The organism is Enterococcus sp. DIV1639a (assembly GCF_050530445.1).
GTDB lineage: Bacteria > Bacillota > Bacilli > Lactobacillales > Enterococcaceae > Enterococcus_B > Enterococcus_B hirae.
In genome coordinates this window covers 267,401-292,154 of the sequence record NZ_CP172886.1, presented here as the reverse complement: position 1 = coordinate 292,154, position 24,754 = coordinate 267,401, and the positions used below count along the sequence as shown (strand labels likewise).

18 protein-coding genes and 1 other annotated feature are annotated in these 24,754 nt (G+C 35.9%); of the genes, 5 read left to right on the top strand and 13 right to left on the bottom strand.

The genetic code is table 11. From position 1 onward, the window contains the following. The first annotated feature begins 222 nt into the window (after positions 1-222). From IGJ32_RS01365 to IGJ32_RS01350, 4 genes are read left to right on the top strand one after another with little or no spacing between them, the layout of a single operon-like run. A complete protein-coding gene (locus tag IGJ32_RS01365; RefSeq protein WP_373169074.1) occupies positions 223-2,517 on the top strand; it encodes a glycoside hydrolase family 65 protein in 2,295 nt (764 codons plus the stop codon). Continuing rightward, a complete protein-coding gene (pgmB, locus tag IGJ32_RS01360; RefSeq protein ID WP_010736920.1) occupies positions 2,510-3,175 on the top strand; it encodes a beta-phosphoglucomutase in 666 nt (221 codons plus the stop codon). The genes IGJ32_RS01365 and pgmB overlap by 8 nt, the downstream gene beginning before the upstream one ends. Then, positions 3,168-4,190 (top strand): aldose epimerase family protein, encoded by a 1,023-nt coding sequence (locus IGJ32_RS01355; protein WP_240273842.1) that lies wholly within the window; start codon positions 3,168-3,170, stop codon positions 4,188-4,190. The genes pgmB and IGJ32_RS01355 overlap by 8 nt, the downstream gene beginning before the upstream one ends. 18 nt (positions 4,191-4,208) lie before the next feature. Then, a complete protein-coding gene (locus tag IGJ32_RS01350) occupies positions 4,209-5,219 on the top strand; it encodes a LacI family DNA-binding transcriptional regulator (protein WP_010720261.1) in 1,011 nt (336 codons plus the stop codon). Positions 5,220-5,401: 182 nt separating this feature from the next. On the opposite strand, the gene nhaC is transcribed toward IGJ32_RS01350, so the two are convergent. From nhaC to dhaM, 10 genes are all read right to left on the bottom strand, one after another. Continuing rightward, positions 5,402-6,778: a Na+/H+ antiporter NhaC gene (gene nhaC / locus IGJ32_RS01345; RefSeq protein ID WP_010720262.1), complete on the bottom strand. Its 1,377-nt coding sequence runs from the start codon at positions 6,776-6,778 to the stop codon at positions 5,402-5,404. A gap of 322 nt (positions 6,779-7,100) precedes the next feature. Further along, positions 7,101-8,519, bottom strand: a complete 1,419-nt coding sequence (gene tyrP / locus IGJ32_RS01340) for a tyrosine-tyramine antiporter (RefSeq protein ID WP_010720263.1) — start codon at positions 8,517-8,519, stop codon at positions 7,101-7,103. 513 nt (positions 8,520-9,032) lie between these two features. Further along, a complete protein-coding gene (tdc, locus tag IGJ32_RS01335) occupies positions 9,033-10,907 on the bottom strand; it encodes a tyrosine decarboxylase (RefSeq protein ID WP_081128229.1) in 1,875 nt (624 codons plus the stop codon). Between the two features lie 289 nt (positions 10,908-11,196). Continuing rightward, on the bottom strand, positions 11,197-12,453 hold the full coding sequence (gene tyrS, locus IGJ32_RS01330; RefSeq protein ID WP_010736915.1) for a tyrosine--tRNA ligase: 1,257 nt from the start codon (positions 12,451-12,453) through the stop codon (positions 11,197-11,199). 94 nt (positions 12,454-12,547) lie between these two features. Next, positions 12,548-12,753 (bottom strand) — a binding site (T-box leader). A gap of 375 nt (positions 12,754-13,128) precedes the next feature. After that, positions 13,129-13,785 (bottom strand): HI_0552 family protein, encoded by a 657-nt coding sequence (locus tag IGJ32_RS01325; protein ID WP_081128230.1) that lies wholly within the window; start codon positions 13,783-13,785, stop codon positions 13,129-13,131. A gap of 121 nt (positions 13,786-13,906) precedes the next feature. Next, positions 13,907-14,740: a hypothetical protein gene (locus IGJ32_RS01320; RefSeq protein WP_081128232.1), complete on the bottom strand. Its 834-nt coding sequence runs from the start codon at positions 14,738-14,740 to the stop codon at positions 13,907-13,909. A gap of 107 nt (positions 14,741-14,847) precedes the next feature. Continuing rightward, positions 14,848-16,002: a hypothetical protein gene (locus IGJ32_RS01315; RefSeq protein WP_342082077.1), complete on the bottom strand. Its 1,155-nt coding sequence runs from the start codon at positions 16,000-16,002 to the stop codon at positions 14,848-14,850. Between the two features lie 224 nt (positions 16,003-16,226). Further along, complete coding sequence (gene dhaL / locus IGJ32_RS01310; protein ID WP_010720270.1) at positions 16,227-16,829, bottom strand: dihydroxyacetone kinase subunit DhaL; 603 nt, start codon at positions 16,827-16,829, stop codon at positions 16,227-16,229. Between the two features lie 14 nt (positions 16,830-16,843). Beyond that, entirely contained in the window at positions 16,844-17,827 is a 984-nt protein-coding gene (gene dhaK, locus IGJ32_RS01305; RefSeq protein ID WP_010720271.1) for a dihydroxyacetone kinase subunit DhaK, read from the bottom strand. A 1-nt stretch (position 17,828) separates the two neighbouring features. Beyond that, positions 17,829-18,224 carry a dihydroxyacetone kinase phosphoryl donor subunit DhaM gene (dhaM, locus tag IGJ32_RS01300; RefSeq protein WP_342082076.1) on the bottom strand — a complete coding sequence of 132 codons (396 nt, stop codon included), beginning with the start codon at positions 18,222-18,224 and terminating at the stop codon, positions 17,829-17,831. A 203-nt stretch (positions 18,225-18,427) separates the two neighbouring features. On the opposite strand from dhaM, the gene IGJ32_RS01295 reads away from it, so the two are divergent. Continuing rightward, positions 18,428-18,748, top strand: a complete 321-nt coding sequence (locus tag IGJ32_RS01295) for a putative heavy metal-binding protein (protein WP_010720273.1) — start codon at positions 18,428-18,430, stop codon at positions 18,746-18,748. 772 nt (positions 18,749-19,520) lie between these two features. Here IGJ32_RS01295 and IGJ32_RS01290 read toward each other — a convergent pair. From IGJ32_RS01290 to IGJ32_RS01280, 3 genes are all read right to left on the bottom strand, one after another. Continuing rightward, complete coding sequence (locus IGJ32_RS01290) at positions 19,521-20,288, bottom strand: hypothetical protein (protein ID WP_342082075.1); 768 nt, start codon at positions 20,286-20,288, stop codon at positions 19,521-19,523. Positions 20,289-20,497: 209 nt separating this feature from the next. Beyond that, positions 20,498-21,838, bottom strand: a complete 1,341-nt coding sequence (locus IGJ32_RS01285) for a hypothetical protein (protein WP_342082074.1) — start codon at positions 21,836-21,838, stop codon at positions 20,498-20,500. Between the two features lie 472 nt (positions 21,839-22,310). Continuing rightward, positions 22,311-24,449 carry a hypothetical protein gene (locus IGJ32_RS01280; protein WP_342082072.1) on the bottom strand — a complete coding sequence of 713 codons (2,139 nt, stop codon included), beginning with the start codon at positions 24,447-24,449 and terminating at the stop codon, positions 22,311-22,313. Positions 24,450-24,754: the final 305 nt, after the last annotated feature.

Sequence of the window (24,754 nt, the reverse complement as noted above, 5' to 3'; positions counted from 1 at the left end):
TTTTATTCACTTTCTACCCAAACAGTCGCTATCAGAAGAATCATTTTCTTTTCGCATTCAATAGTAACTTATTATCAAAACAGTTAATGTTTTCCAGGAAAATTATCTTTTCATTTCTTTGTTTTAAATCCCCGCTAAAAAATTCTGCTTTATTTATATTGACTTACGCAATCGGTTGCGTTTATTATAAACGTATCAATGAAATTATCTAGGAGGAGTACAATGAAACAAATCAAGCGCCTATTTCAAATTGATCCTTGGAAGATCAGCACCAACACATTAGATCGGGAAAATCTCCGTTTACAGGAATCTTTAACTAGTATTGGTAACGGATACATGGGCATGCGAGGGAATTTTGAAGAAGCCTATTCAGGTGATCATCATCAAGGAACTTATTTAGCTGGGGTTTGGTACCCCGATAAGACTCGTGTTGGCTGGTGGAAAAATGGCTATCCCGAATATTTTGGTAAAGTGATTAATGCAATCAATTTTATTGCCATGGATATCTATATCGATGAGCAATTATTAGACCTTGCTACAATCGAACCAGAAGACTTTTATTGGGAATTGAATATGAAAAACGGTGTGTTATCACGTAGTTACACAGTAACGACTGCAACTAACAAACTAAAGATCACCTTTGAACGTTTTTTAAGTATCGTCAAAAGCGAAGCTGCTTATATTCGTTTAACAGTTACGATGCTCGAAGGAAATGGCACGGTCAAAGTCATCTCTAAATTGGATAGTAAAGTTCAAAATGAAGATAGTAACTATGATGAACATTTTTGGAATGAAATCGGTCGAGGTACTTCTGATGAAACAGCCTACTTAATGACCAAAACGATTCCAAATAATTTTGCGATCGAACAATTTACCGTAACAGCTGCCATGAGACATTTCGTGAATGAAGAATTAGCGCAACCAATTTACCACGAAGATACATTAGCAGTCCTTGGGGAATTTTCTTTCGACTTAACAACGAATCAATCCGTGACACTTGATAAAGAAGTGCTTGTATTGACGAGCCGTGACATCCCCGAAGCACAGCAAGTCCAACAGATCCTCCAAGAATTTAGTGACTTACAAAGTCATTATCTGCAAGCAAAAGCAGAACAAACCACTGCTTGGAGCAAACGCTGGGCACTGGCTGATGTGGTGATCGAAGGTGACGAGGAAGCACAGCAAGGGATTCGTTTCAATCTTTTCCAACTATTTTCTACTTATTACGGCGAAGATGAACGTTTGAATATTGGACCCAAAGGCTTTACAGGAGAAAAATACGGTGGTGCTACTTATTGGGATACGGAAGCTTACGCTGTCCCCTTATATCTTGCTTTAGCAAAACCTGAAGTGACAAAAAATCTCCTTAAATATCGCCATAATCAATTGCCACAAGCTATTCATAATGCCCAACAACAAGGATTAAAAGGCGCTTTGTACCCAATGGTTACTTTTACAGGAGTCGAATGCCACAACGAATGGGAAATCACCTTTGAAGAGATCCATCGTAACGGTGCGATTGCTTATGCGATTTACAACTATACGAACTATACAGGTGACACCGATTATTTGAAAAAAGAAGGGTTAGAAGTATTAGTTGAGATTGCTCGTTTTTGGGCAGATCGGGTTCATTTTTCAAAACGTCATAACAAATATATGATCCATGGCGTGACTGGTCCGAATGAATATGAAAACAACATCAATAACAACTGGTATACCAATACGATAGCTTGCTGGGTATTAACGTATACCCGGGAAAACTATTTAAAATTCCAAACAGAAACTACTGTAACGATCACTGACGAAGAACTAACGAATTGGCAAACCATTGCAGAAAATATGTATTTTCCTAAAGATGAAGAATTAGGTATTTTTGTCCAACATGATACATTTTTAGATAAAGAATTATTGCCGGTATCAGAGCTATCTCCTAGCGAGCTTCCATTAAACCAACATTGGTCTTGGGACAAAATTTTGCGTTCTTGTTTCATTAAGCAGGCGGATGTGCTACAAGGAATCTATTTCTTCAACGACTCGTTTAGTAAAGAAGAAAAACAACGGAACTTTGATTTTTACGAACCAATGACCGTTCATGAGTCTTCCCTTTCACCAAGTATCCATGCCATTTTAGCTGCTGAATTAGGTATGGAGGATAAGGCAGTGGAAATGTATCAACGGACAGCCCGCCTTGATTTAGATAATTATAATAACGATACCGAAGACGGCTTACACATCACGTCGATGACTGGTAGTTGGCTCGCAATCGTCCAAGGATTCGCTCAAATGAAAACAGATCACGAACAGTTACGTTTTGCTCCTTTCTTACCAAACACGTGGACAGCCTACTCCTTCCATGTGAATTATCGTGGTCGTTTATTATTTGTTTCGGTGTCTAGTGAACAGGTGCAATTGACCTTAGTATCAGGCGAAAGTTGTCCATTAAAGGTGTACGAAAAAACGTATCTTTTAGAAGACCAGTTAAAGGTACCTTTGCGTAAGGAGGAATTAGATGTTTAAAGGAGTTTTGTTTGACTTAGATGGGGTGATTACAGATACTGCGGAGTTTCATTATCGCGCTTGGAAAAAATTAGGTCAGGAAATCGGTGTTCCCATTGATCGAACATTCAACGAACAATTGAAAGGGGTTAGTCGAGAAGATTCACTTCGCTTATTGCTTTCCTACGGACAAAAAGAAAGTGAGTTTTCCCCACAAGAATTTCAAGAATTAGCGCACAGAAAAAATGAGTACTATCTTGAAATGATTCAAGCGATCACGCCTACAGATGTTTTTCCAGGGATATTGCCATTACTTGAAGAATTGAGAGCAAACAAGATCAAGATTGCCCTTGCTTCAGCTAGTAAAAACGGACCTTTCCTCCTTGCTAAAATGGCATTAACGCCATTTTTCGATGCAATTGCCGATCCTGCAACGATCAAACTGGGTAAGCCGGCTCCCGATATTTTCTTATTGGCCGCAAAAGAAATTGGCTTATCCCCACAAGAATGCATCGGGATCGAAGATGCACAATCTGGGATCAAAGCAATCCGTGCTAGCGGAGCATTTCCAATTGGTGTTGGACGAATAGAAGATCTTGGAAAAGATATCCCAGTCGTACCTGATACGACTTGCCTTACACTAGACTATTTAAAAAATGAGTGGACACAGTATGTCTAAACCTTCCATCACTGTGATCCCCATTCCCAACACCAACTTGAAGCAAATCACATTGAAGAACGACGAACTCACAGTCGTTCTTCTCAACTACGGGGCAAGGCTTCATCAAATTCTAGCTCCAGATAAAAATGGTCACTTAGAAAATGTCTTATTATCTTATGATTCCTTAGAAGACGTTTTAAAAGATCAAAGCTATTTTGGGGCAACGATTGGACCAGTCGCTGGCAGAATTAAAAATGGCTCTTGGGCTGATCACCAGCTAGAAAAAAACGAAGGAAATCACCATATCCATGGTGGTTCAAACGGTTGGGCATTTCAGTATTGGGAGGTAGAAGTTTTTGAGACTCCTACAGCGATCGGTGTTGTTTTTTATTTGCAGGATACTTTTTCCGGTTATCCCGGTCCGATCACCGCAACCGTTACGTATCAGATAACCCAAAATAAATTAGAAATGATCACCAAGACAAGCAGCTCGACTGAAACCATCTGCAACCCAACGAATCATGCGTATTTCAATCTTTCTGGCAATGGCAAACGAGATATCTACGATCATGAACTAACGATCCAAACAGATGGAATATTAGCCTTAGATCACGAAAAAATACCAACTGGTGAAGTGATCGCTCTCAGCGACTTACCGCTTAATTTTAAACACTCACATTCGCTAATGGAAATTTTAACGAATGATCCATACGGACTAGATGATGCTTTTGTTTTAAGTACGCCTAAACGAACGAAGAAAATACTTACCTTGACCGAAAAGCAAGCTGGTCGCCAGTTGTCTATAGCAACGACGAGCAAAAGTATGGTATTATTTTCTACGACTGGATTTGAAGCAGATTTTTTAATCAATGGGCAAAAAATGCACTCAAATTATGGGTTGGCAATTGAACCACAAGAACTTCCTGATGCCGTTCATTTCCCTGAATTTGGGTCAATCGCATTATATCCGGGACAAGAAAAAATTTGCTCTACCACTTATCAATTTCATCGTTTAAATGAAAAGCAAGTCTAGAAAAGAGGTGTATCGTTTATGGCGATCACAGTGAAGGATGTAGCCAAAAAAGCTGGTGTTGCGACCTCGACTGTTTCACGGGTCATCAATGACCATCCAAGCATCTCAGAGGCAACCAAAAAGAAAGTACGAAAAGTCATGGATGAACTAGGCTATGTACCAAATATCACTGCTAGAAATCTAGGGAAAAGAATTTCTAGCGCAATTGGCGTCATTCTCCCACCCCTTGATTCAAAAGAACGGATTGGGAATCCTTTTTATCTTGAGATCATGGAAGCGATCAATGAAGAAGCACGCCGTTATGATCTGACAACTGCTATAGCAACAGCCAAAAATTTTGATACTTTATTAGAAAACGTGCAACGGATGCATCTGCAAAAACAAGTCGATGGGTTTATTTTAGTTTATTCCGACAGTGAAGATCCTGTCATAGATTATCTCTATACGAATGAGATTCCTTTCACTTTGATTGGTCAGCCTTACCGACATGAGAATGAAATCATTTATGTCGATAATGATAACCAATTATTAGGTAAACAAGCCACGGATTTCTTGATTCAAAACGGTCATGAAAACATTCTTTTCGTAACCAATACAACCCACGAGAGCCTTTACTTCGAACGTTATTTTGGCTACCAAAAAGCCTTGATGCTAGCTGGACTTACAGTTCATCCTAGTGTAGTGATCGAACAACCCGAAGATTATTTAGCTTTTGATGCCATTTTGAAAAAGTCACAATCAACAGCGCTTGTAGTCATTGACGATATTTTTGCCTTACGAACGATGCAACTAGCACAGATGTATGGCTATCGAATTCCTGATACCCTATCAATCATCAGCTTCAATAACTCTATTTTCGCTACATTGACTCACCCTTATTTAACCAGTATCGATATCGATATTTCTGAATTAGGAAGGGTTGCGATGCAAAAATTATACGAATTGATCCACGATGAAATCAGTAGCGGTGTTCGTTTAGTCATTCCTCATCAACTCGTCAAACGAGAAACTGTCGTTCCTCGTTTATAAGAAAAAAAATAAAACAACTGTTGAACACACAAATAAACTATTTGTAGTGTCTTCAGTTGTTTTTTTACTATACAGGTTCATTTTTTAAGAATCTACACTCTTCAAATAACTTTTTCATGAAAAAGAAACTGAGTATAAAAAGCTATTTCGATTCTCGTTCTCAAACCTTGATGGTGCCTAGACTATTCACTGGTACGTTTTTTCATCTTTTGATTAAGCCAGAAACCACTCAAAATCGTAAAAATCGGTGCTAAGATCGAGAAGAAAGTAAATGGTAGATATTGTAATGCGCTGACTTTCATCGTGCCCATAATAAAGGTACCACTAACTCCCCACGGAACGAGTGAATTAACGGTTGCTCCAGCATCTGCCAAAGTTCTGGTAAGATACTTTTTATTAACGCCCGCACGATCGAACGATCGCTTAAAGGTTTCGCCTGGTAAAATGATCGACAAGTACTGTTCGCCTACGATCAAATTGATCCCGATACAGCTTAATGCTGTAAAGCCAACCAAGCGAGAAGGCCGATCCATTTTTTCTCGCAATTCCTGAACAATCGTTTCCACAATCGTATATTTGATCAACAAGCCACCCAAAGCTAAAGCTAGAAGAATCAAGCTTGCTGAACCAAGCATACTAACAATTCCCCCTCTTGAAAGCAATTCATTGATTTTAGGGTCTGCTGTATGGGCAACATAGCCGTTCATTAAAATATTAGCTACTTTTGACATCGTTAAATGTGGTTGATTGATGAAGGAAAGAACAATCGCAGCAGTTGAACCAACTAGTAGTGTTGGAATCGCTGGAATTTTTTTAATCGCTCCACCAAACAAGATCACTAATGGGATCAACGTCCATGGAGAGATCCAGAAACCTGCTTTCATGTTTTGGATCATATCCGTGATCGCATGTAGATCCGCTGTGTGACTCCCATTCCCAAGAAAAACATAAAATAACATAGCAATTAAAAATGCCGGCAAATCAGTGTAACGCATTTGAGCGATATGCTCGAATAAATTTACTTCTCCGATCCCTGCCGCCAGGTTCGTAGTATCAGATAACGGCGAACAATTATTTCCTAAAAAAGCCCCCGAAACAACTGCTCCTGTCGTCATTGCATCACTAAAACCTAAAATATGACCGATTCCTAAAAAAGCAATACCGATCGTCGAAATCGTTGTAAATGAGCTTCCCACCGTAATCCCGACGATTGCACAAACAAGAAAAGCAGTCGGTAAGAAAAAGCGAACCGAGATCAATTGGAAACCATAAACCATGATCGTTGGAATCGTTCCAGATAAAATCCACGAAGCTACCAAAACACCAATCAATAGAAAAATCAAAATTGGGATGATCCCTGGAGTAATTCCTTTGACAATCCCATCATGAATCTCATCCCATGAGAAACCTCTAAATCGTCCATAAAATAACAAACACATGAAAGCAATTAGTATAGGAATATGCGGAGACAATTGAAATCCAATAATCAGTATTCCTAATATCGCCAACAATATGAATAAAACTGCCATACTTTCTTTCACAGATATTTTTTTATTCATCGTATCTTCTCCTATTTTTTTACAAAAAAAGCCCTACCTAAAAAAAAGCGTTCTTTTGGTAGGACAACTGGTCATAGCATCATTTTTTTGTTTTAGCGGATAGACGATGCTAATGACGATTATTTTCTCAAATCCGCTGAACCTTATGATTAGCGTTATTTTCGCAAAGGTTCCCTGATTAAAAAGCATACATTTGGCAAACCATGCTGTAACAGACATGAGCTACTTCTGGAACACCGTTTGTTAGGAATAAGGGACTGTGACAAGATTTTTGTCATAGCCCCCTTCCCTATTTACATTTTTTACTTGCTTCTTATTTATTCTATTCTTTTAAACTCTTTTCTACTTCGCTTCCCCAAGAATCATTTTTAAAACGATTGATGATCAAAGGAATGACAAACATAACGATTGCAATAACTGCTACCAATAATGCATCCGTCAAGGTAGATGTTCCTAAAGTGGATACAACTACTGCAATGATAGAGAAAATCAACATGCAGCTAACTACCCAAGCCATTCCATTTCCTTTTTTACCAATTCGATAAGGACGTTCTAAATCTGGATGGCTTTTTCTCATTTTGATCAATGAAACAGCAATCAAAATATAGACGATACAATAAATAACAGTTGTAGCATTTGTTAATGTTAAGAATACAGCACTGACGTCATCCATTACGCCGTAAAGTAAAGCGAATAATGAAATAACGATTGATTGAGTTAATACGACATTACGAGAAACACCATATTCATTTTCTTTATGGAATCCAAATTTAGGTGGTAAGAAACCTTCACGTGCTACTTGGATAATCGTTTTAGATGGTCCAGTTACCCATGCAGATAATTGAAGTAACACACCGATAAACACCATAAAGCTGAAGATGTTCCCAATAATTGTTGGTAAGCCAAGGATTTGGCAATAAATCAAGATTGGTTGCGTAATGTTTGCTAATTCCATTTTTCCATTTGGTACAACATTGGCAACTAACATTGCATTGATCACGTTCAATAAAACAAGACCAATCAACGCAATAAAGACCCCTTTAGTGTAGTTTTTCGTTGCATCTTTTAAACGAGGCATGTAAACAGAACTCATTTCGATACCAACAAAAATAAATGTGATACCTGCAAGATATTTCAATGATTCACTATGTTGTAAATCTGGGAAAGCTTTTGACCAAGAAAAATCTCCTAAGTAACCATTAGATACTAGACCCACTTTGAATGCGGCGAATAAACCAAGGACAAACATGATAACCACTGGGATATACACACCTAACCAAACGCCGATGTTCCCACCAACTTTGGCCATATCAAATTTCAAGTTCAAAATTGTAATGATCCAATAAATAACTAAAATACAACCTAATACAAATAAATGATTATTGCCTAATTCTACGTTCCCGAATGTATTTCCTAATAATGGACCTAATGTTGATGCAACCATAACCATCCCTGGGAACATTTGAACCCAAAGCAACCAGGCAACAACAAATCCCCATTTACTTCCTAAGGCAGTTTTGACCCATAATTGTGGTCCACCTTCTTGTGGAAGCATCGTAGAAAGCTCACCAGAAACCATCGAAATAGGACCGGCAAAAAACAGTACGGCAAAAATTGAATAAAAAATCAATGTCCAACCAACGGCTGCTAAAGTCGGAATACTCCGAACTGTCGCACACAAAGCCATCGTCAGACCGACAAAGGTCCCAAGACCCATTTTACTTACTTGTGATTTACTCACTGTTGACACGCTCCTTGTTTTTTTTGAATAAAAAAACGTTGTCTTCAAAGTAATCCCAAGTCGCAAGACAAAAGCCAAGAGGTTGTTCCCCACAACTTTTTTAGTATAAAAACGATGCTTAGTGACTGGATTTTATTAGTTATTATTTGCTAAAAAAGAAAAATCTGAAATAGTCTTGTGTTCCATTCGCTGTATTTGTATTGAAGCTTTTCGATCTTTCTCTTCATTCATACCAAATACCTAAAAGAGCGCAAGCTATTTCATTACAACCTCGGCTGTTTTGAACGGATTACTTGTATCGCTTCAAAGACAACCTGTAAAACAAAAAACACCTGAGCAGATAACAGAAGTGCTGAGCTCAGAAAAACCAGCAGAAGAATCTAAAAAATAACTTTTTGTATTTTAAAGATCCTTCAACTGTATTTTTCGATTGAGCTACCACCGGTTATTCGGTTTTATAGCATACAATAAAAGTGACTTCTACTTCTTATACTCAGAATGTTTTTTATTTTATTATTTTTCTTCGCTTGCTAGTAATTGATTTGCGTAGATTTTTTCTAATTTTTCTTGAAGAGCTGCTTTGATTTTTCCAGCATATTCTTCGAAGTTTTCTGCTTTATTCATGTATGGTGTCATTACACTTGCACGTAAAACAGTTACTTTTCCTGCACGGTTCCATTCTTCATCTGAGAAACCTAATTGGTTCACAAATTGTAATGGGCTGTTGCCATAATCTGGAATAGCAAAGTCAGTGTGTGATGTCAAGAATTCATTACCATAGATGCTACCTTTAACGTATGAAGAGTAGTCATAAACGTCATGATTCAATTTGTTCATTGCAACTAGATCGTCGTTGCCTTTTTCTTTAAATACATAGTCAACCATATTGAAATCTGGGTAAGTTAATGGATGTACTTCGATTTCTTTATCGCCAACTTTAAATGATAAATCTTGTAAGAAGTTATAGAAACGATGTGCTCCTTCGATTGAAGCTCCCATCAATTTACCATAACCAGTTACATTAAGTGGTAAGACATGATGTGCAGCCCAAACACTAGCAGCAGTTGCTCCTGCTTTTGAACCTTCTAAAATGTATGCACCAAGTAATGCTGGGATATCTGCGCCTTTTTCAAACACGTAAGTAGCAAAGTAAGAAATAACGTCGCGCATACGTACGTCTTTGATGACGATCCCACCAGCTGAGTAAGGAACATAACCCATTTTATGTGGATCAATTGTTACAGATTCTGCTTCTTCAATTGCTTTGAAGGCACTGTGTACATCTTCTAAGATATAATCTTTGTTTTCTGTAAATACATGATGTTTTGCATGAACATCTTTTAATTCTTCAAATGGAATAAAGTTATTTTCTTCGTCTAAGAAAATGGAACGACCATAACCGCCGTAAGCAGCATCAACATGCAAGTAGAAGTAAATACCATCTTTTTCTAATACTCGACGTAATGCAACGATTTTATCGATACCGTCAATGGCTCCTTCTTCTGTCGAACCAACAACACCGACTACACCCAAGATTGGTGTTTTTTCAGCTGCTAGTTGACGAACGATTTTTTCAAGTTCGTTGATATCCATTCGATAGTTGTGATCAACTGGTACAGGGATTACTTGATCTAACCCGATACCGATGATATCAGCTGCTTTTAGCCATGAGTAATGTTTCGTTTGTGGTACTAACCATTTTCCTAATTGTTGTAAATGTTTTCCGCTACGTGCAGAATGTGCTTTGATGTCATCAATTTTTTCTGGAACACTATCTAACAAGTCCATGATTTCTTTTGTAGACATGTTCATCAATTCCCAGTCACTTTTTCCTGAGACTAATTCAGGTGCAACTTCTTTCATTGCAAGCGGAAGTGATTTGATGTTACGTGCATACCAAAGACCTTCTAAGTTAGCTAAAGAACCATCAGCAACGATGTGTCCCCAGCCATCTTTATAGCCCATTAATTTCGCAAACTCTAGTCCTACTTCTTCTTCCATTTGACTTGTTGCTGGAGAAGATTCGTAAGCAACGTTGTTACCATTCCATAGCATTGCGAAATTATATGCTAGTAAAGATGGCATTAATGTTTCAGAGTTCATATGACCCCAATAACGTCCAGCTGTATGCCATGGTACTGAGTGAGTACGCATACGAGCTGAGATTTCAGATAAAACATCTTTTGTTTTATTGACTGTGTGCTCAAAACTTGCACTACTTTGTTCTTCTGGTGTAATAACTGGCATGTCTTGTGGCATGTAGTTTTGTCGCCAGCCTAAATGTTCATCTACTAAATCGTTCAACAAATCTTTATAGAGTTGGCCGTTCTCCGCTTTGTCTCCGATAAATAGTGCATTTAGGTTTAATTCATTTGACAATGATTCCATGTGAAACCCTCCTAAAAAATATTTAAATTTTGTCGAGCCCTACATTACACCTGTTTTTTATTTCTGTAAACTAAATCACAAGTGATTTTTTAATCATTTTGTAATATTTATCAATTGTGCGAATTGTTTACACATTTAAAAAAATTAAAAAAAACGAGGGAATTTACAAAAGTAAATTCCCTCGTAAAGATTGTATTAACGAGATCCCACGTCACCCTTTTAGGTTGGGTTTCAAAATTGGAATCTTGTAATAGAGTTGACCATTTTCAAGCCAAAAAATTACTAAATTCTAATCAACTACTTTGGCCAAAAAGTAATTTTTCTTACCCTTTCGAATAACCACAAACTTACCATCAAATTCCTTCGATGGATCTATGACAAAATTTAAATCGGTAACACGGTCACCGTTAATACTTATAGCTCCGTTTGAAACATCTTCACGCGCTTGGCGTTTTGATGGTTCAATTTTTGTGGAAACCAATAATTCCACGATATTTTCAGGTTTGCTTGAAATTTCAACGTTTGGCATTTTACCAAATCCTTGAGCGATCTCAGCTGCATTTAATTCTTTGATGTTTCCAGAGAACAATGCTTCTGTTATTTTTTGTGCTTCTTTCAAGTCTTCTTCACTATGAACGAATCTCGTCACTTCTTCTGCTAAACGTCGTTGTGCTTCACGTTTTTCAGGTTCAGTTTCAACTTTTTTCGCCAAATCTTCAATTTCTTCTTGTGATAAGAAAGTAAAGAATTTCAAGTATTTCACAACATCTCGGTCATCTTGGTTCAACCAGAATTGGTAGAACTCAAATGGTGATGTTTTCTCAGGATCTAACCAGATAGCGCCACCGGCAGTTTTACCAAATTTTGTCCCATCCGCTTTTAACATCAATGGGATCGTTAAACCGAATGCTTCTGCTTCTGGTCCTTCTAATTTACGGATTAAGTCTAATCCAGCTGTGATGTTCCCCCATTGATCAGCACCACCGATTTGTAGTTGAACATCATATGTTTTGTGTAAGTGCAAGAAGTCAATTGATTGCAAGATTTGGTAAGTAAATTCTGTAAATGAGATACCGACTTCCAAACGACTTGCTACGATATCTTTCGCTAACATCGTGTTAATATTGAAGTTTTTACCGTAATCACGTAAAAATTCAAGTAATGAGATTTTTGATAACCAATCATAGTTATTTACAAACGTGATGTTTGCATCTTTCCCAAATAATTTTCTCATTTGGTTAGATAAAGCATCAACATTATGTTGGACTTGTTCCATTGTTTGTAAGACACGTTCTGTCTTACGGCCACTTGGGTCTCCAATTGTACCTGTTCCGCCACCGATCAGAATGTATGGATGATGTCCTGCCAATTGAAATCTTTTCATCATCATAAATGGAATCAAATGTCCGATGTGCATAGAATCCCCAGTTGGGTCAACTCCGCAATATAGTGAAATACTCTTTTCGTCAACAAGTTCACGAAGTCTTTCTTCATTCGTTTGTTGGTTAATGGCATCACGCCAAGTTAATTCGTCGATAATATTCATGTTAAATCCCTCCGTATCATTTTATTGTGAAAGCAGGAACCTGCTATCATTCATACTAATTAAAATCAATAAAAAAAATCCCTTGGTTAACTAACCAAGGGACGAAATCTCGCGGTACCACCCATTTTATATGTTTCATTCAAAACATATCACTCAAACATTTAACGCTGTCACGTGACAAATCAATGCCAAAGGCTCCTAAAATGTAATTCGTCTTAAAGCTTGTACTAGTTCTCAGCAACCACTAGCTCTCTGAAACATTGGCTTTAATAACTACTGCGTTTTGATCATTGCCTGTTATCAAGTTAATATGTGTCTATCATAGAACGCTATTTTTTCTTTGTCAATAAAAAAGATAAAAATTTCTTTCTATACTTCTTCAACAATGGAATAAAACAGTAAAATCCGAACATTCTTTTTTTAAAATTATTTGCATCCAATTACCTAAAATAACTCATTGATCCCTTTATTTCATCCATTTTTTCTAAGATGAATGATCCATTCAATGGCGCTCATTTGACCATCAAATGAAAATTTTAAAAATTTTTGAAGCTTAAGAAAATTTTATAAACTAGTATTTATCAACGACAAATTTACTTCTTTTATTTTATTATTTTAACGTTTTCGATCATCTAAGCGATCAAATACCTCTTTCTCTCACCCTAATTAATGTTATTATTTCCCATTCAATCGAAGGTATAAAGGCATCAATTCCTGCATACCATCTAAAATCAACTTTTCAGCATCTTTTAATTCATTGGGATAAAAATAAAGCTTACCAAGTTGGAAGGTTTTATCCTCCATTGCTTTTTTTAATTCGATTTGTTTTTGCTTATCCGTCAAATAGGTGGCTAACGGCAGGTGATCCACCAGTTCATGTTCTGGTTGCGGCCAAATATAATACTCTTCAACTGAGATGTGCTTACTCCATTCCTTTAAAACCGTTAGTAGATGATTGAAGGACGAAATACTTCCTTGGCGTTCTTCACTTTTATAATGTTGAAACATCAAATAGATTTGAAATTGTTTTTTATTTAGCAAAGTAGCTAAACAAGCATTTTCCTGTTGGCGTCCTTCACTACGGTACGCACACCAAAAATGGCTTCTGAGATTCCAACCATTCGTCCAACTTTCGATTTTTGGTTTTCTCATCTGCCATTGCAAGGGGGTTGCTTTTGCCACTTGTTCATTCATTTTTTTCCACTTTTGCCAGTGTGTTTGATACCTCACCTTAAGCTGTACTAATTCTTCAGTAGTATAACTTTCTTTTAGCTGCTTAAAGGTATACATCGAACGATCAAACAATTCATAATCACTAGTTAATAAATCCATTCCGCCACTTCTTTCTTAACGATTTCCCTATCCTACATTGTAAAGACTATCAATGAGAGAAACAATAAAAATAGCAAGAAAAGAGTGAGCATGGAATTATTTCGGTGAAAATACTCGATAATCATCTTCCTTTATCATTTAGATCTTGTTTTGCTTGTGTAATTGGTTGTCTATTAACTGGATTCTGCTTTGTTGTCCCATTTTTCTGTACTTTGTCTTTTAATTGAGCTTTTTGTCGCTGTCCATTCCCTTGTTCTAATTCCATATGCTTTTCCAGAGAGGCGATCAGCTTATCTGTATATTCTATATCTTGTTTTACCAATCCTTTAAAACTATTAATCAAAGGCATCATTTTGGCAACCAGAAGTTGTGATTGACTCTGAGTAGTGTTTTCCAGTTGAACATTCAAATTTAAAAAACGCTCTCTTTCCTTGCTCACATCTTTCTTTAACTTTTCAAGACTTTTTGTTCCTAGAAGTTTTTTTCCTAATGCTAACTCAGCTTTTTGAGCGTCAATTTCTTTTTTCAACATATATTTTTGTAACCAATTCACACCTTTTGCTAATTTTTCTTCGTTTTTGTTCATACTATCCTGCAATTTATCGATTCGTTGAGTCAAATGAACTTTCATATTTTCCTGATCTCGTGGTTCTACGTCTAATTTTTTTGCATGATTTAAATAATTTAATCGATTCATCCGTTCTTTTTTCAAATAAGAAACTCGAGCATACTGCTTTTGTCTTTGCTTATCTAACTCTAGGATCGTTTTATATGTATGTAAAAATTCCTTATCCAATAGCATGGGAATTTCCATCTTTATACTCTTTTTTTTATTTCCATTTACCTCAGTTAATTGGTAAATCTTGGCATTTTTTTTAGATACTACTTCTTGTTCAACAAGCTGATAAATTTTTTCTTTTGTTTTAACCTCTTTTGCTTTTGGTAGTATTGACATTTTTTTACTCCTTATCATTTAGTAATCGAGATATTTCGAAAACGAATGCGTTGTGCCTAAACTTAGACGAAACGCATTTGGACAAACGAAACTTTCCAAACATATTACTAATTACGTGAATCGTGTTCAGTCGTTGATCTTTGTTGTTTCTCAGGTTGGCTTTGTTGTTTCCCTGGTTGGCTTTGTTGTTTCCCTGGTTGGCTTTGTTGTTTCCCTGGTTGGCTTTGTTGTTTCCCTGGTTGGCTTTGTGGCTGCGTAACTTCTTCTATCAGAGTATATAATTCACGTGGACCATTTGTTTTTTGTTCATCATTTCTTTTCATTTCGGCTTGTACTTTATTCTGATATTCATGTAACTCCGCATTTAGTACTTGTGGGCGATGATTCTTGATATTTTCAAATCTCTGCTGTGTCTCTAAGAAATTTTTTTCGGTTGTATAAATTGAGCGAGCAAGTTCGCCTAATAGCGGTGCCACGTACGGAAATAGACTGGCTGATACTTTATTATTTAAATCTATAAAACCTTTCTTCACCATACTAAATTGTTCATTCATATTCAAATCAGAATATTCTTTCGTTATTTTATTTATCCATTTCTTCTTTATCTTTTTACTATCAACCTCCCCACTCAAACTATAGCCTTTCCCATAAAGTGATGATAGATCAGACTCCAGTTTACCTTTTATAAGCTTTTGTTCATTTTCCAATGAACGCTTCTCTTTTTCCAATGCTCCTATTTCACCTGTAAAATAACTTAAAAATCTTCTAAACGGTGAAGCTTTGATCTTATCGATTTCATCAGTCTTCTCCTTGATTAGTACTGGTATTGCATTTAACCGATCCAATTTGTTATCCATGTTGTTTTTTTCACTAGTGTAGCTAGTCAATTCTACGCCTATCTCTTCTTCCAACGACTGAATTTTTATTTTTATTTTGTCTTCATCACTCTCTAAATTGTTTTGCATACTAATTACTGACCTCATGTCTTTATTTAGTTCAAAACACTTTTGTACTTCTTTTTTAGGAACAACTAATGATTCCTTATATGAACCAAAAGAATATTCGCTCATTAGACTTAGATCTGATTTTTCGTGTTTTTTCAACAGGTTTTGTTTGTTTTGTTCAATTGACGCAATTTTAGCTTGGTCGTTAGTGACATACGCTGCTATACATTCCTTTTTATATTTCTTAAATTTATCTTCCTGTTCCATTTCTAAACTAGATACTGCCACATTTTTATTTTTGTTATTTAAATCCCCCATATCTGCTTATCTCCTTTATTACTTTAGTGTGTTAAGGATAACACGCGCGACAACTGTTATTTCTCCGACATTTTCTCAGTTTGGAAATTTTTGTTTTAAAATTGTTTATCCTTTGTTTTTTTGATTTGAAAGCATATTCTCATAAGTGTTCTGGAATAGAAAAAAACTGACTTTTGTTCCCATTTTTACTGGTCAAAAAGTCAGCTATATAAATATTTTGTTATTTATGATTCTATATTAGTTAATAAAGTTTCAAAGAAAATAGCACTAGAAGCTGCTCCGGGATCGATATGGCCAATGGCTCTTTCCCCTAGATAAGAGGCACGTCCTTTTTTGGCTACTAAATCTTTTGTATGTTCCTTCGCTTCTTCAATCACTTCTTCTGTTAATCGATTATTCTTCAAGGCTTCAGTAACAGGTAACCAGACATCTAGCATCGTTTTCTCTTCTGCTTCTGCTTTCCCCCTAGCTTGAATCCCATTTTTTCCTTCTTCAATGATTTTCCCTAATTGTTCTTGTGATGTAATCACATCAATGTCTTTTGTAGCCTTCATCATATTCATAAAGGCAGAACCATATAATGGTCCAGAAGCACCTCCAACTTTTGAGATCATTGCCATCGAAAGAACCTTGAACGTGTCACTGATCGTTTTCGGTTGTTCTTTTTGAAACGCTTCTTGATAAGCCGTCATCCCTCGCCCCATATTATTGCCATGATCGCCATCACCGATCGGCGTGTCGAGCTCACTCAGATAACTTTTATTTTCATCGATTTTCTCTGTAAAATCCGTTAACCACGCTTGAATTTCTTTGACCGTTAGTTCCATTATTCTCCCACCTTCTACCACGAAATTGTGTGAACTTCACTTTCCAATGCTTCCTGCCATTTCTTAGTTGTTAGGTCAATCATCGTCAGAGATAATCCTTGCATGTCTAAAGAAGTCATAAAATCACCGACTTTATGAAATGTCACTTTGACTGCTTCTTGATCGAGTAATGATTGGACATCATTCATAAAAACAAAGAGTTCCATCAATGGCGTGCCACCCATCCCATTAACTAGCACTCCAACTTCTTTTGGTTTCTCTGGGTAGTCAGCTAAAATTTTTGTTACTAATTCTTCAGCTAATACTTTAGCAGGTTGCAACTTTTCTCTACGATAACCAGGCTCGCCATGGATCCCTACTCCGTATTCGATCTCATCTTCGGCTAATTCAAATCCTGGCTTTCCTACTTCAGGAACCGTGGCCGCACGCAATGCCACACCAATCGTCTTGATCGCTGGAACTAGTCTATCTCCTAGTTCCTTCAATTCTTGCAAGGATGCACCTTTCCTAGCGGCATCCCCTAAGATTTTATGCACAAGAACTGTTCCAGCCACTCCACGTTTTCCAGCAGTATATGTGCTATTTTCCACCGCAATGTCATCATCCACTACAACACTTTCTACTTCAATCCCTTCCATAGCCGCCATTTCTTTAGCCATGTCAAAATTGAGTACATCTCCTGTATAATTCTTGATGATCAATAAAACGCCTTTTCCTTGATCCGCTTCTTTGATAGCTATCTGAATCTGATCAGGTGTCGGCGAAGTAAAAACATCTCCTAAAACTGCGGCACTCAACATCCCAGCACCAACAAAACCTGCATGCGCTGGTTCATGACCACTTCCTCCGCCAGAAACCAAGCCAACTTGTTCTACTTGATCATTTTTTGCTACTACTCGAGAATCAGCTACTTGGTGAATCATTTCTGGATAACTTATCACTAAACCAGACAACATTTCTTCTACGATCGTACTAGGATTATTCATGATTTTTTTCATTTCACGTCCACCCTTTCTTTTTCGCATTCTGTGCTTCCGTTAGTATTTGTTGAGGATCATCCGTGATACCTGCTGTGATGGCTCCAGCAAAAGCTCCTTCAACAAGTGGCGCATCCACAAGGTAGTATTTCTTTTGTTGGTCTTCATCCAGCATTTCCTTCGCCATTTCAGCGTTCAAAACCGCACTCCCGATATCCGCAAACACAAAATACATATCGGAATCAGCTGATTGGTTGATCGCATCGATGATTTTCATCGGATCAGAACCAATTCTTCCCTCTACCCCTCCTAAGGAAAAAAGTAACACATCTTCTGATTGTTGCATCTGTTCAATCATTTCTTTGAGTCCATCCGTTAACTGTTGACTATGGGAGACAAGTAAGATACTTTTTTTCATGCCATTTCTCCTTCTTCCTTTTGTGGTCACACCAAGTTTGCGCTTTCATTCTTTTGATCATCAACTATATTATTTTGCATAGTTCCAGTATATAATAGAATGTCCATTTTTTGGAAATGATGCGCTGTAATTGACTAGCTAATTCCAATTGCGACTTAAGAAATAAATTTTGATATACTATTTTTAAAGAAAGGAGTGATCGAATGATCATTACAACAACAAACAACGTGGAAAATAAAGAAGTAACAGCATATAAAGGCATTGTTTTTGGTGAAGTCATTACTGGAATCAACGTATTAAAAGATATCGGGGCAGGATTTCGCAATGTTTTTGGCGGACGTTCAAAAAGCTACGAGGATGAATTGCTTGCTGCACGTGAAGAGGCCTTAGCAGAAATGCAAGAGCGTGCTCGATCATTAGGTGCAGATGCAGTCATTGGGATGAAAATGGATTATGAAGTATTGGGGAGCGATAACGGAATGCTAATGGTCACCTGTAGTGGGACAGCGGTGACAATAAACTAGTTCAGACATGAGGTTGTGAAAAGAGTGTCTTGACCTGAGCGCTCACCAAGTAAAAACTGCGACGAGTAATCGCAGGAGCATTAAGGATGAAAATCTCGAAACAGCTCCTCATGTTTTGAGATTTTTTGACTTATCACCGAAGGTCAGCTCTTTGAACGCCGTGAATCAGAGGTCGTGAAAACATCGGGTAGCTCTGATGACAATAAGAAAGAATTTTTTGAAACAGCTTCTCATGTTTTGAAAAATTCAGGCTTATTTCAAGGAGCTGATGTTTGAACACCGTTTATTCGTTTTTAGAGATACTAGAAGAGACTGAGATAGAACTCTCACTTAAAAAATATTCCGAACCTGTTCTACCAATACACCGATTCAAAAAACAGATGGATATAAAATAAGGTGTTTCCTAAAAAATATACGTAAAAACGTTAAATTTTAGGGAACACCTATGCTCTTTTTTCCTAAATTTAATTGATTATCCAAGTAAGATACTGCTATCTAATTATTTATGTACGTTGCTCTTTTCATCAATGGATTATTTTCTGTTTTACTATCTATGATTGCTGGCATTTCACCATCCGATTATCCTCTTGAAGTTCGATTCGTTTTACTGCTATTTTGCATTTGATCTTGTTTATCACCTCGGTTGTTGAGCTTTTCTGCCCGCTGTTTAGCATTCTCTTTCAGTTGGTGTATCTCTTGCTTTCTCACTGGAAGCTCTTCTTTAAATTTTTCATGTTTTCCTATTCAACCTTGTACATTTCTTTCCAGGTCCTCAACCTTTTGCTCCATGACGTTTAATTTTCAAGTTGTTCTCTCTGTGTTTACTAACATCTCGTAGTCCCTTTGTCTTATCTTCAACAACGTCATACTCTGCTGACAGTTCACTAAGTTTCGCTTTAGGAACGTTAATTTCACTTTTCACCTGATCACAGACAGCTATATTCTTATCTAAATTCGAAGTAACCATTTTTTCTAAGTTACCCTTCTGATTAATATCTTCAATCAGTTGATTATTCGTATTTATAATATCCTCAGTAACTATTTTTACATTCTGTGTTAATTTAGTTTTTTCTCCTGTAAAGACGTTAAACAACTTCCGTACAAAAGAATTGTTGAAATAAGTGACGGCTTGGTTCTTAGTAACGAGATCCGTATCTAGTTTTTTTAATCTCGTATTTACCTTCCCAATAGATGTATCTACCTCACCTATTTCAGCTATTTGTTGATCGCCATTTTGAACAGGCGATAGTTTTTGCTCTATTTGGCTAATCTTATCTTTAAATTGGGATTCAAATTTATTTACCTTTTTCTCTAAATCATCAATTAGAGGATTATCGAGTTGTTCTGATGCTGCAGCCATTCTCTCCAGAGTTTTTTGTTGTACTGATTTTATATTGTTTACTTTTTTTATGTCTTTAGAAACTTTTTCTTTAATTCTTTTATTGTTCTCTAATGCATTATTGTATTGTTTTTGTGAACCTTCAAAAGCTTTTTGATTCGGTATAGTTTTCTCATCTGTAAACTTTTTTTGCCTCTTCAAAATTTCCCTTTAGAGTTTCTAACTCCTGATCGCTGTACCGTGCGGTTGATGGTACTTGAGTAACTTTTTTTATCATGACTTTCCATATTTCATTCCACTTCTCTGTATTTCGTACTAACATATGTAATACAAGCGTATTATGAGTTTATTCATGTTATTTACTAATAATTTTTTTGTTTGAGAATTTTTGACGATGCCTTGCTAAGTTACTATGCCCTTGAATGTTTTTTACTATTAAGCTTCTGACCATTTTGCATGTTTAATGAGTCCGATTGATCCAAGTATATAGTAGCTTTTTGTTGTGCTTGATTAATCTTTTTACGGATTTTTTGAGGTTTCTTCGAGTTGTCGTTAATTAGTTTTCGGGCTTCAAGTTGTAGTGGTTCTATTCCATCCTTTAGCGTTGTCACCTTACTAATGATTTCAGCATATACTTTCATTGCATAAGGTTTAACTGCTTTTACTTTTTCCCTTTCTACTTTATCTAACTCTTTTTTGAACATTTTTATTTCTTTTTCTAAGCCTTTTTTTACTTGTTTTGCAATTTCATCTGTAGATTCTATTGTCTTAAAACGTTCCTTAAGATCTTTCGGAAAGCGTGCCTTAAGTTCTTCTGGAAAACGTTCCCCAAGTTTTTCCTGAAAGCGTTCCTCAAGTTTTGCCTCAAAGCGTTTCTCAAATTCTGCCTCAAAGCGTTTCTCAAATTCTGCCTCAAAGCGTTTCTCAAATTCTGCCTCCCAATCCTTAGTTTTCAAGGTTGTTTGCTGTATGGGGTTCCTTGGTTGCTCTTTTTTTCCAGTAAAAAAATTAAGCAAGCGTTTGAAGAATGACGGTTTCTCACCAACTTTACTACTTAAGCTATCTACTAGATTGTTATTTACGGGTTCTAAGGAAGATGTCTTCAATTTACTAAGCTGATTCTTTCTTTCATTTTCTATTTCTTTTTTTATTTCTTTTTTTATTTCTTTTTTTATTCCTTCTTTTATTTCTTTTATTTCTTCGATTTCTTCTTCTACTTCTTCTTCGATTTCTTCTTTTATGTCTTCTTCTGTTTCTTTTTTTATTTCTTTTAGTTCCTTAATAACATCTCTATTTGGAAACAAGTCTTTTATAATATTTTTTACTCTAGTCTCTGATTCCTTGATTTGTTGATCTATTTCCTCCTTTTGCTTCCGTGCGTTAGGACCGAACCCCTCGACTTCTGGATCTCGCTTACTATCGTCAATTTCACTTTTTGGTTTTGTTTCCTGTTTTATTTCCTGTTTCTTTGGTTTGGAAGGCATCACTTTATATTCTTTTAAAAATTTATCCACCAATTCAGCGTGTTTATTTTCTGCAGCTACATGGATAATCTTCGCAACCTTAAACTCATCTGAAAAAGGTTGATATGTTTCCATATGATCCAATACCTGCCATGCACCATTAACTTTTTCTTGTTGTAGGTCAATTTCTTTTATAGCTTTATCCATCGCTTTTTTCTTTTCAGCTTCTGCGGCTACTTCTGCAGCTGATTGCTGAGTTATTCCTTCCTGAAAAACTGGCCTTCCCATTCTTATTTCACTCCTTCGTTATATTGATAAATTAAGCGTAACATGACAATAAAAACTTTATTTTTTAATAATTTCTTTGTTTGGAAATTTTTAAAAAAGTTTCATTCTTCTAGAATAAAAAGACACTTCATCGCACCCTTAAAACTTCTGAGAGATCAAACTAACGTTTTTCGAAACAAGTAGTATTTAGTATCCTCTATCTGTACTTACTCGTCAGCATTTACCAATCGTTGACTTCACCTCCGAAAGCAAACAAAAAAATCAAGAAGATCAAAAGCAATTTTTGCTTTTCCATTCTTGATTTTAATGCCAATCCTATATTTTTCTTATTTACAGATTCAAAAGATGCTCCTTCAATAACAGACCACTTTTTTCTTCAGAAATCTCTTGTATCACTTGATACGTATATCATATCTTAGTAAAACATCAGGCAAGATACCGCCACATATTAGAGAGTACAAAATTTTATTCTCTATAATGTATGTACTTCTCTGCCAATTGATTGATTCGTTTGGTTATGTACTTGTTGAGATTGCCGGGTGCTATTTTTGTTATTTTTTAACAACTCCTTATTCCAAGCATTCGTTACCAATATTCTAGGATTTTGATAATCAACAGATTTTTTCTGTGACTGATCCACTTTTTCTGAAGGTTCCTTATCTTTAAGTTCCAGCATCACCCAAAAACCCAATTGTTCTTTTATCTTTGGCTGTTGCTCCTTAATAAATTTTAAACTTTTCTTTATTTGAGCAGCTAGTTCATTATTAATCTTTGGTTGTTCTTCTCCTGTTGGATATTTATTTTTCAGCTGTTTCAACTGGCTTTTTAAATCTGCCAATTCATTGTTAACATGATCAACTTCCTTTCTCGCCTTGATAAAAATTCTCTCAGCCTGCTCATTCTTTTCTGTTTCAATCCTTTTTCGCTCAATGAGTTCCTTTATTTTATCCTTAAAAGTTGTCGATAACCCGCTTTTTTTGGCAGTGTACTTTTCTCTAGCTTTTATATGTTTTTTAGTAAATCGACTAAGAAATCGTTTTACTCTCGGCTGATCGCTATTAATTATTTTTTTCGTTGATTTTTCCCAATCCTTATGTATCTTCGTAATTTCTTGAGTAATATTTTTCACAGAATGAGTTGCCTTATCACGCTCTTGTATCGTTAAGTCATATAATTGTTTAAAGTCACTGGAAAAGATATTTTGAACTTTCATATCTAATTCGGTGCTTTTATGGACTAAATATTGATACAAACTAGGAGCATTTAATTCTTCAATACGTACATTTTTATTTCCCAATTCAGCCGAAAGTTGATTGGTAAAGATATTTTCTCTTTCATTCAAATGTTTGCTTTTAGCATTTTTTTCCCTTCTTTCATTTGTTTGATTTACTGTTTCGATTACTGTTTGATCTATCGCTTTGCTTATCAGACGAATAAATCCTTGTTGATCTTTACTTTGTTCTTGCTTACGGTATTCGTCTATTTTTTGCAGATTTTGTGTTATACCTCCCACGGTACCTTTAACTTCTTCTAAATTCTTCTGTAAATTTTCTATTTTTTTCGTTAAAGCTTCCCTATTTACCTCTTTTGGTATATTTTCCTTTACTATTTCATAATTCTGATTTAAATCATTCAAAGTGGATCCTATATTTGCACACTTTTCTTTCCACCCCTCAAATATTTCATTACTAGAGAAAACTTCATTAAGGATATTCTCATTTCTTGTGTAAACTGTTTGTGCTTCTTCTATTTTAGAAATCATAGTATTAATTGTAGCTTTTTTTGTATCTAACTCTGTTCGTAATTCAGCCTGTTCCTTAGTAAAAAAATTAATGATTTTTCTAAAGAATGACTGATCAATCGCTTTAATTTTCGAGTCTATTTGTTCAGCATCTGATTGTAGAGATAACTTTTCAAAATAGCTATCCAAAAAATTTTCTTTGGCTTCATCACGTTCTCTTATACTATTTAAGATATTTTTAATTTCTTCGTCTAGTTTAGATAACTTTGTATGTACTTCTTCCTTTTTACTTTCTAACGGGCTTAATTTGTCGATAACTTCAGTTTCTACTGTCTCATAAAGAGAAGAATCTTTTTGTTTAAAAAATTCTCGTTCTTCATCTACTGCTAAACTACCTTCTTGGACTATTGATTGAGTTTCTTGCTTAATTTCTGGTATCCTCGCTTCTGCATGATTAGGAGAATGTTTTATTTTTGCACGTTCTCTTTTATCTTGAATTTCTCTATTTGTTTCTTCCATAATATGTAAATCCCACTTTGCTTTTAAGTAGTCATTCTCTACTTTTCTTGCTTTATCATTATGAGGATGGGTGGAATAAGCATCATAAGTTGAGAAGAGCTGTGCTACCAATTTTTTTTGCGCCTTCAATTCTTCACGACTATATTCCATATCTGTTGCTTTAATTGGGCGTCTTAGCATCGTTGCTAACTTTCCCTCTTCTTTTTCATGAATACGAGCTGCGTTTTTATAATTTTCTCCGTGAGGATAGGTAGCGTGACTATCCATTGTTTTATAGGCGTTCTCTACTATTTTTTTTTGCTTATCAATCTCTGCTTTTGTAAATCCTCTACCTTCTGCTATTTCTGTCATTAGATCCCCTTCTCTTATTTGATTAATAATCTGAATGTAACACAAATGTAGAGTTTTTTTAGCCAAAAATTTCTAAATAACAGATTTTTTGTTCTATGCTAATGATATTTATTCCTAGCAACTTTCTTTATTGATGAGAATCGCTGAACCAATAACTGTTTTTTATCTTTATCTCCTCATCATTAACTACAAATATTATTTTTTCCTTCATAAAAAATATCATTCATTTGTTTTTTTGGAACAATCTTCGATGTTGAATATTTAGAATATTATTTAGCAAATAAAAAGGATGTGATTTTTCGCCC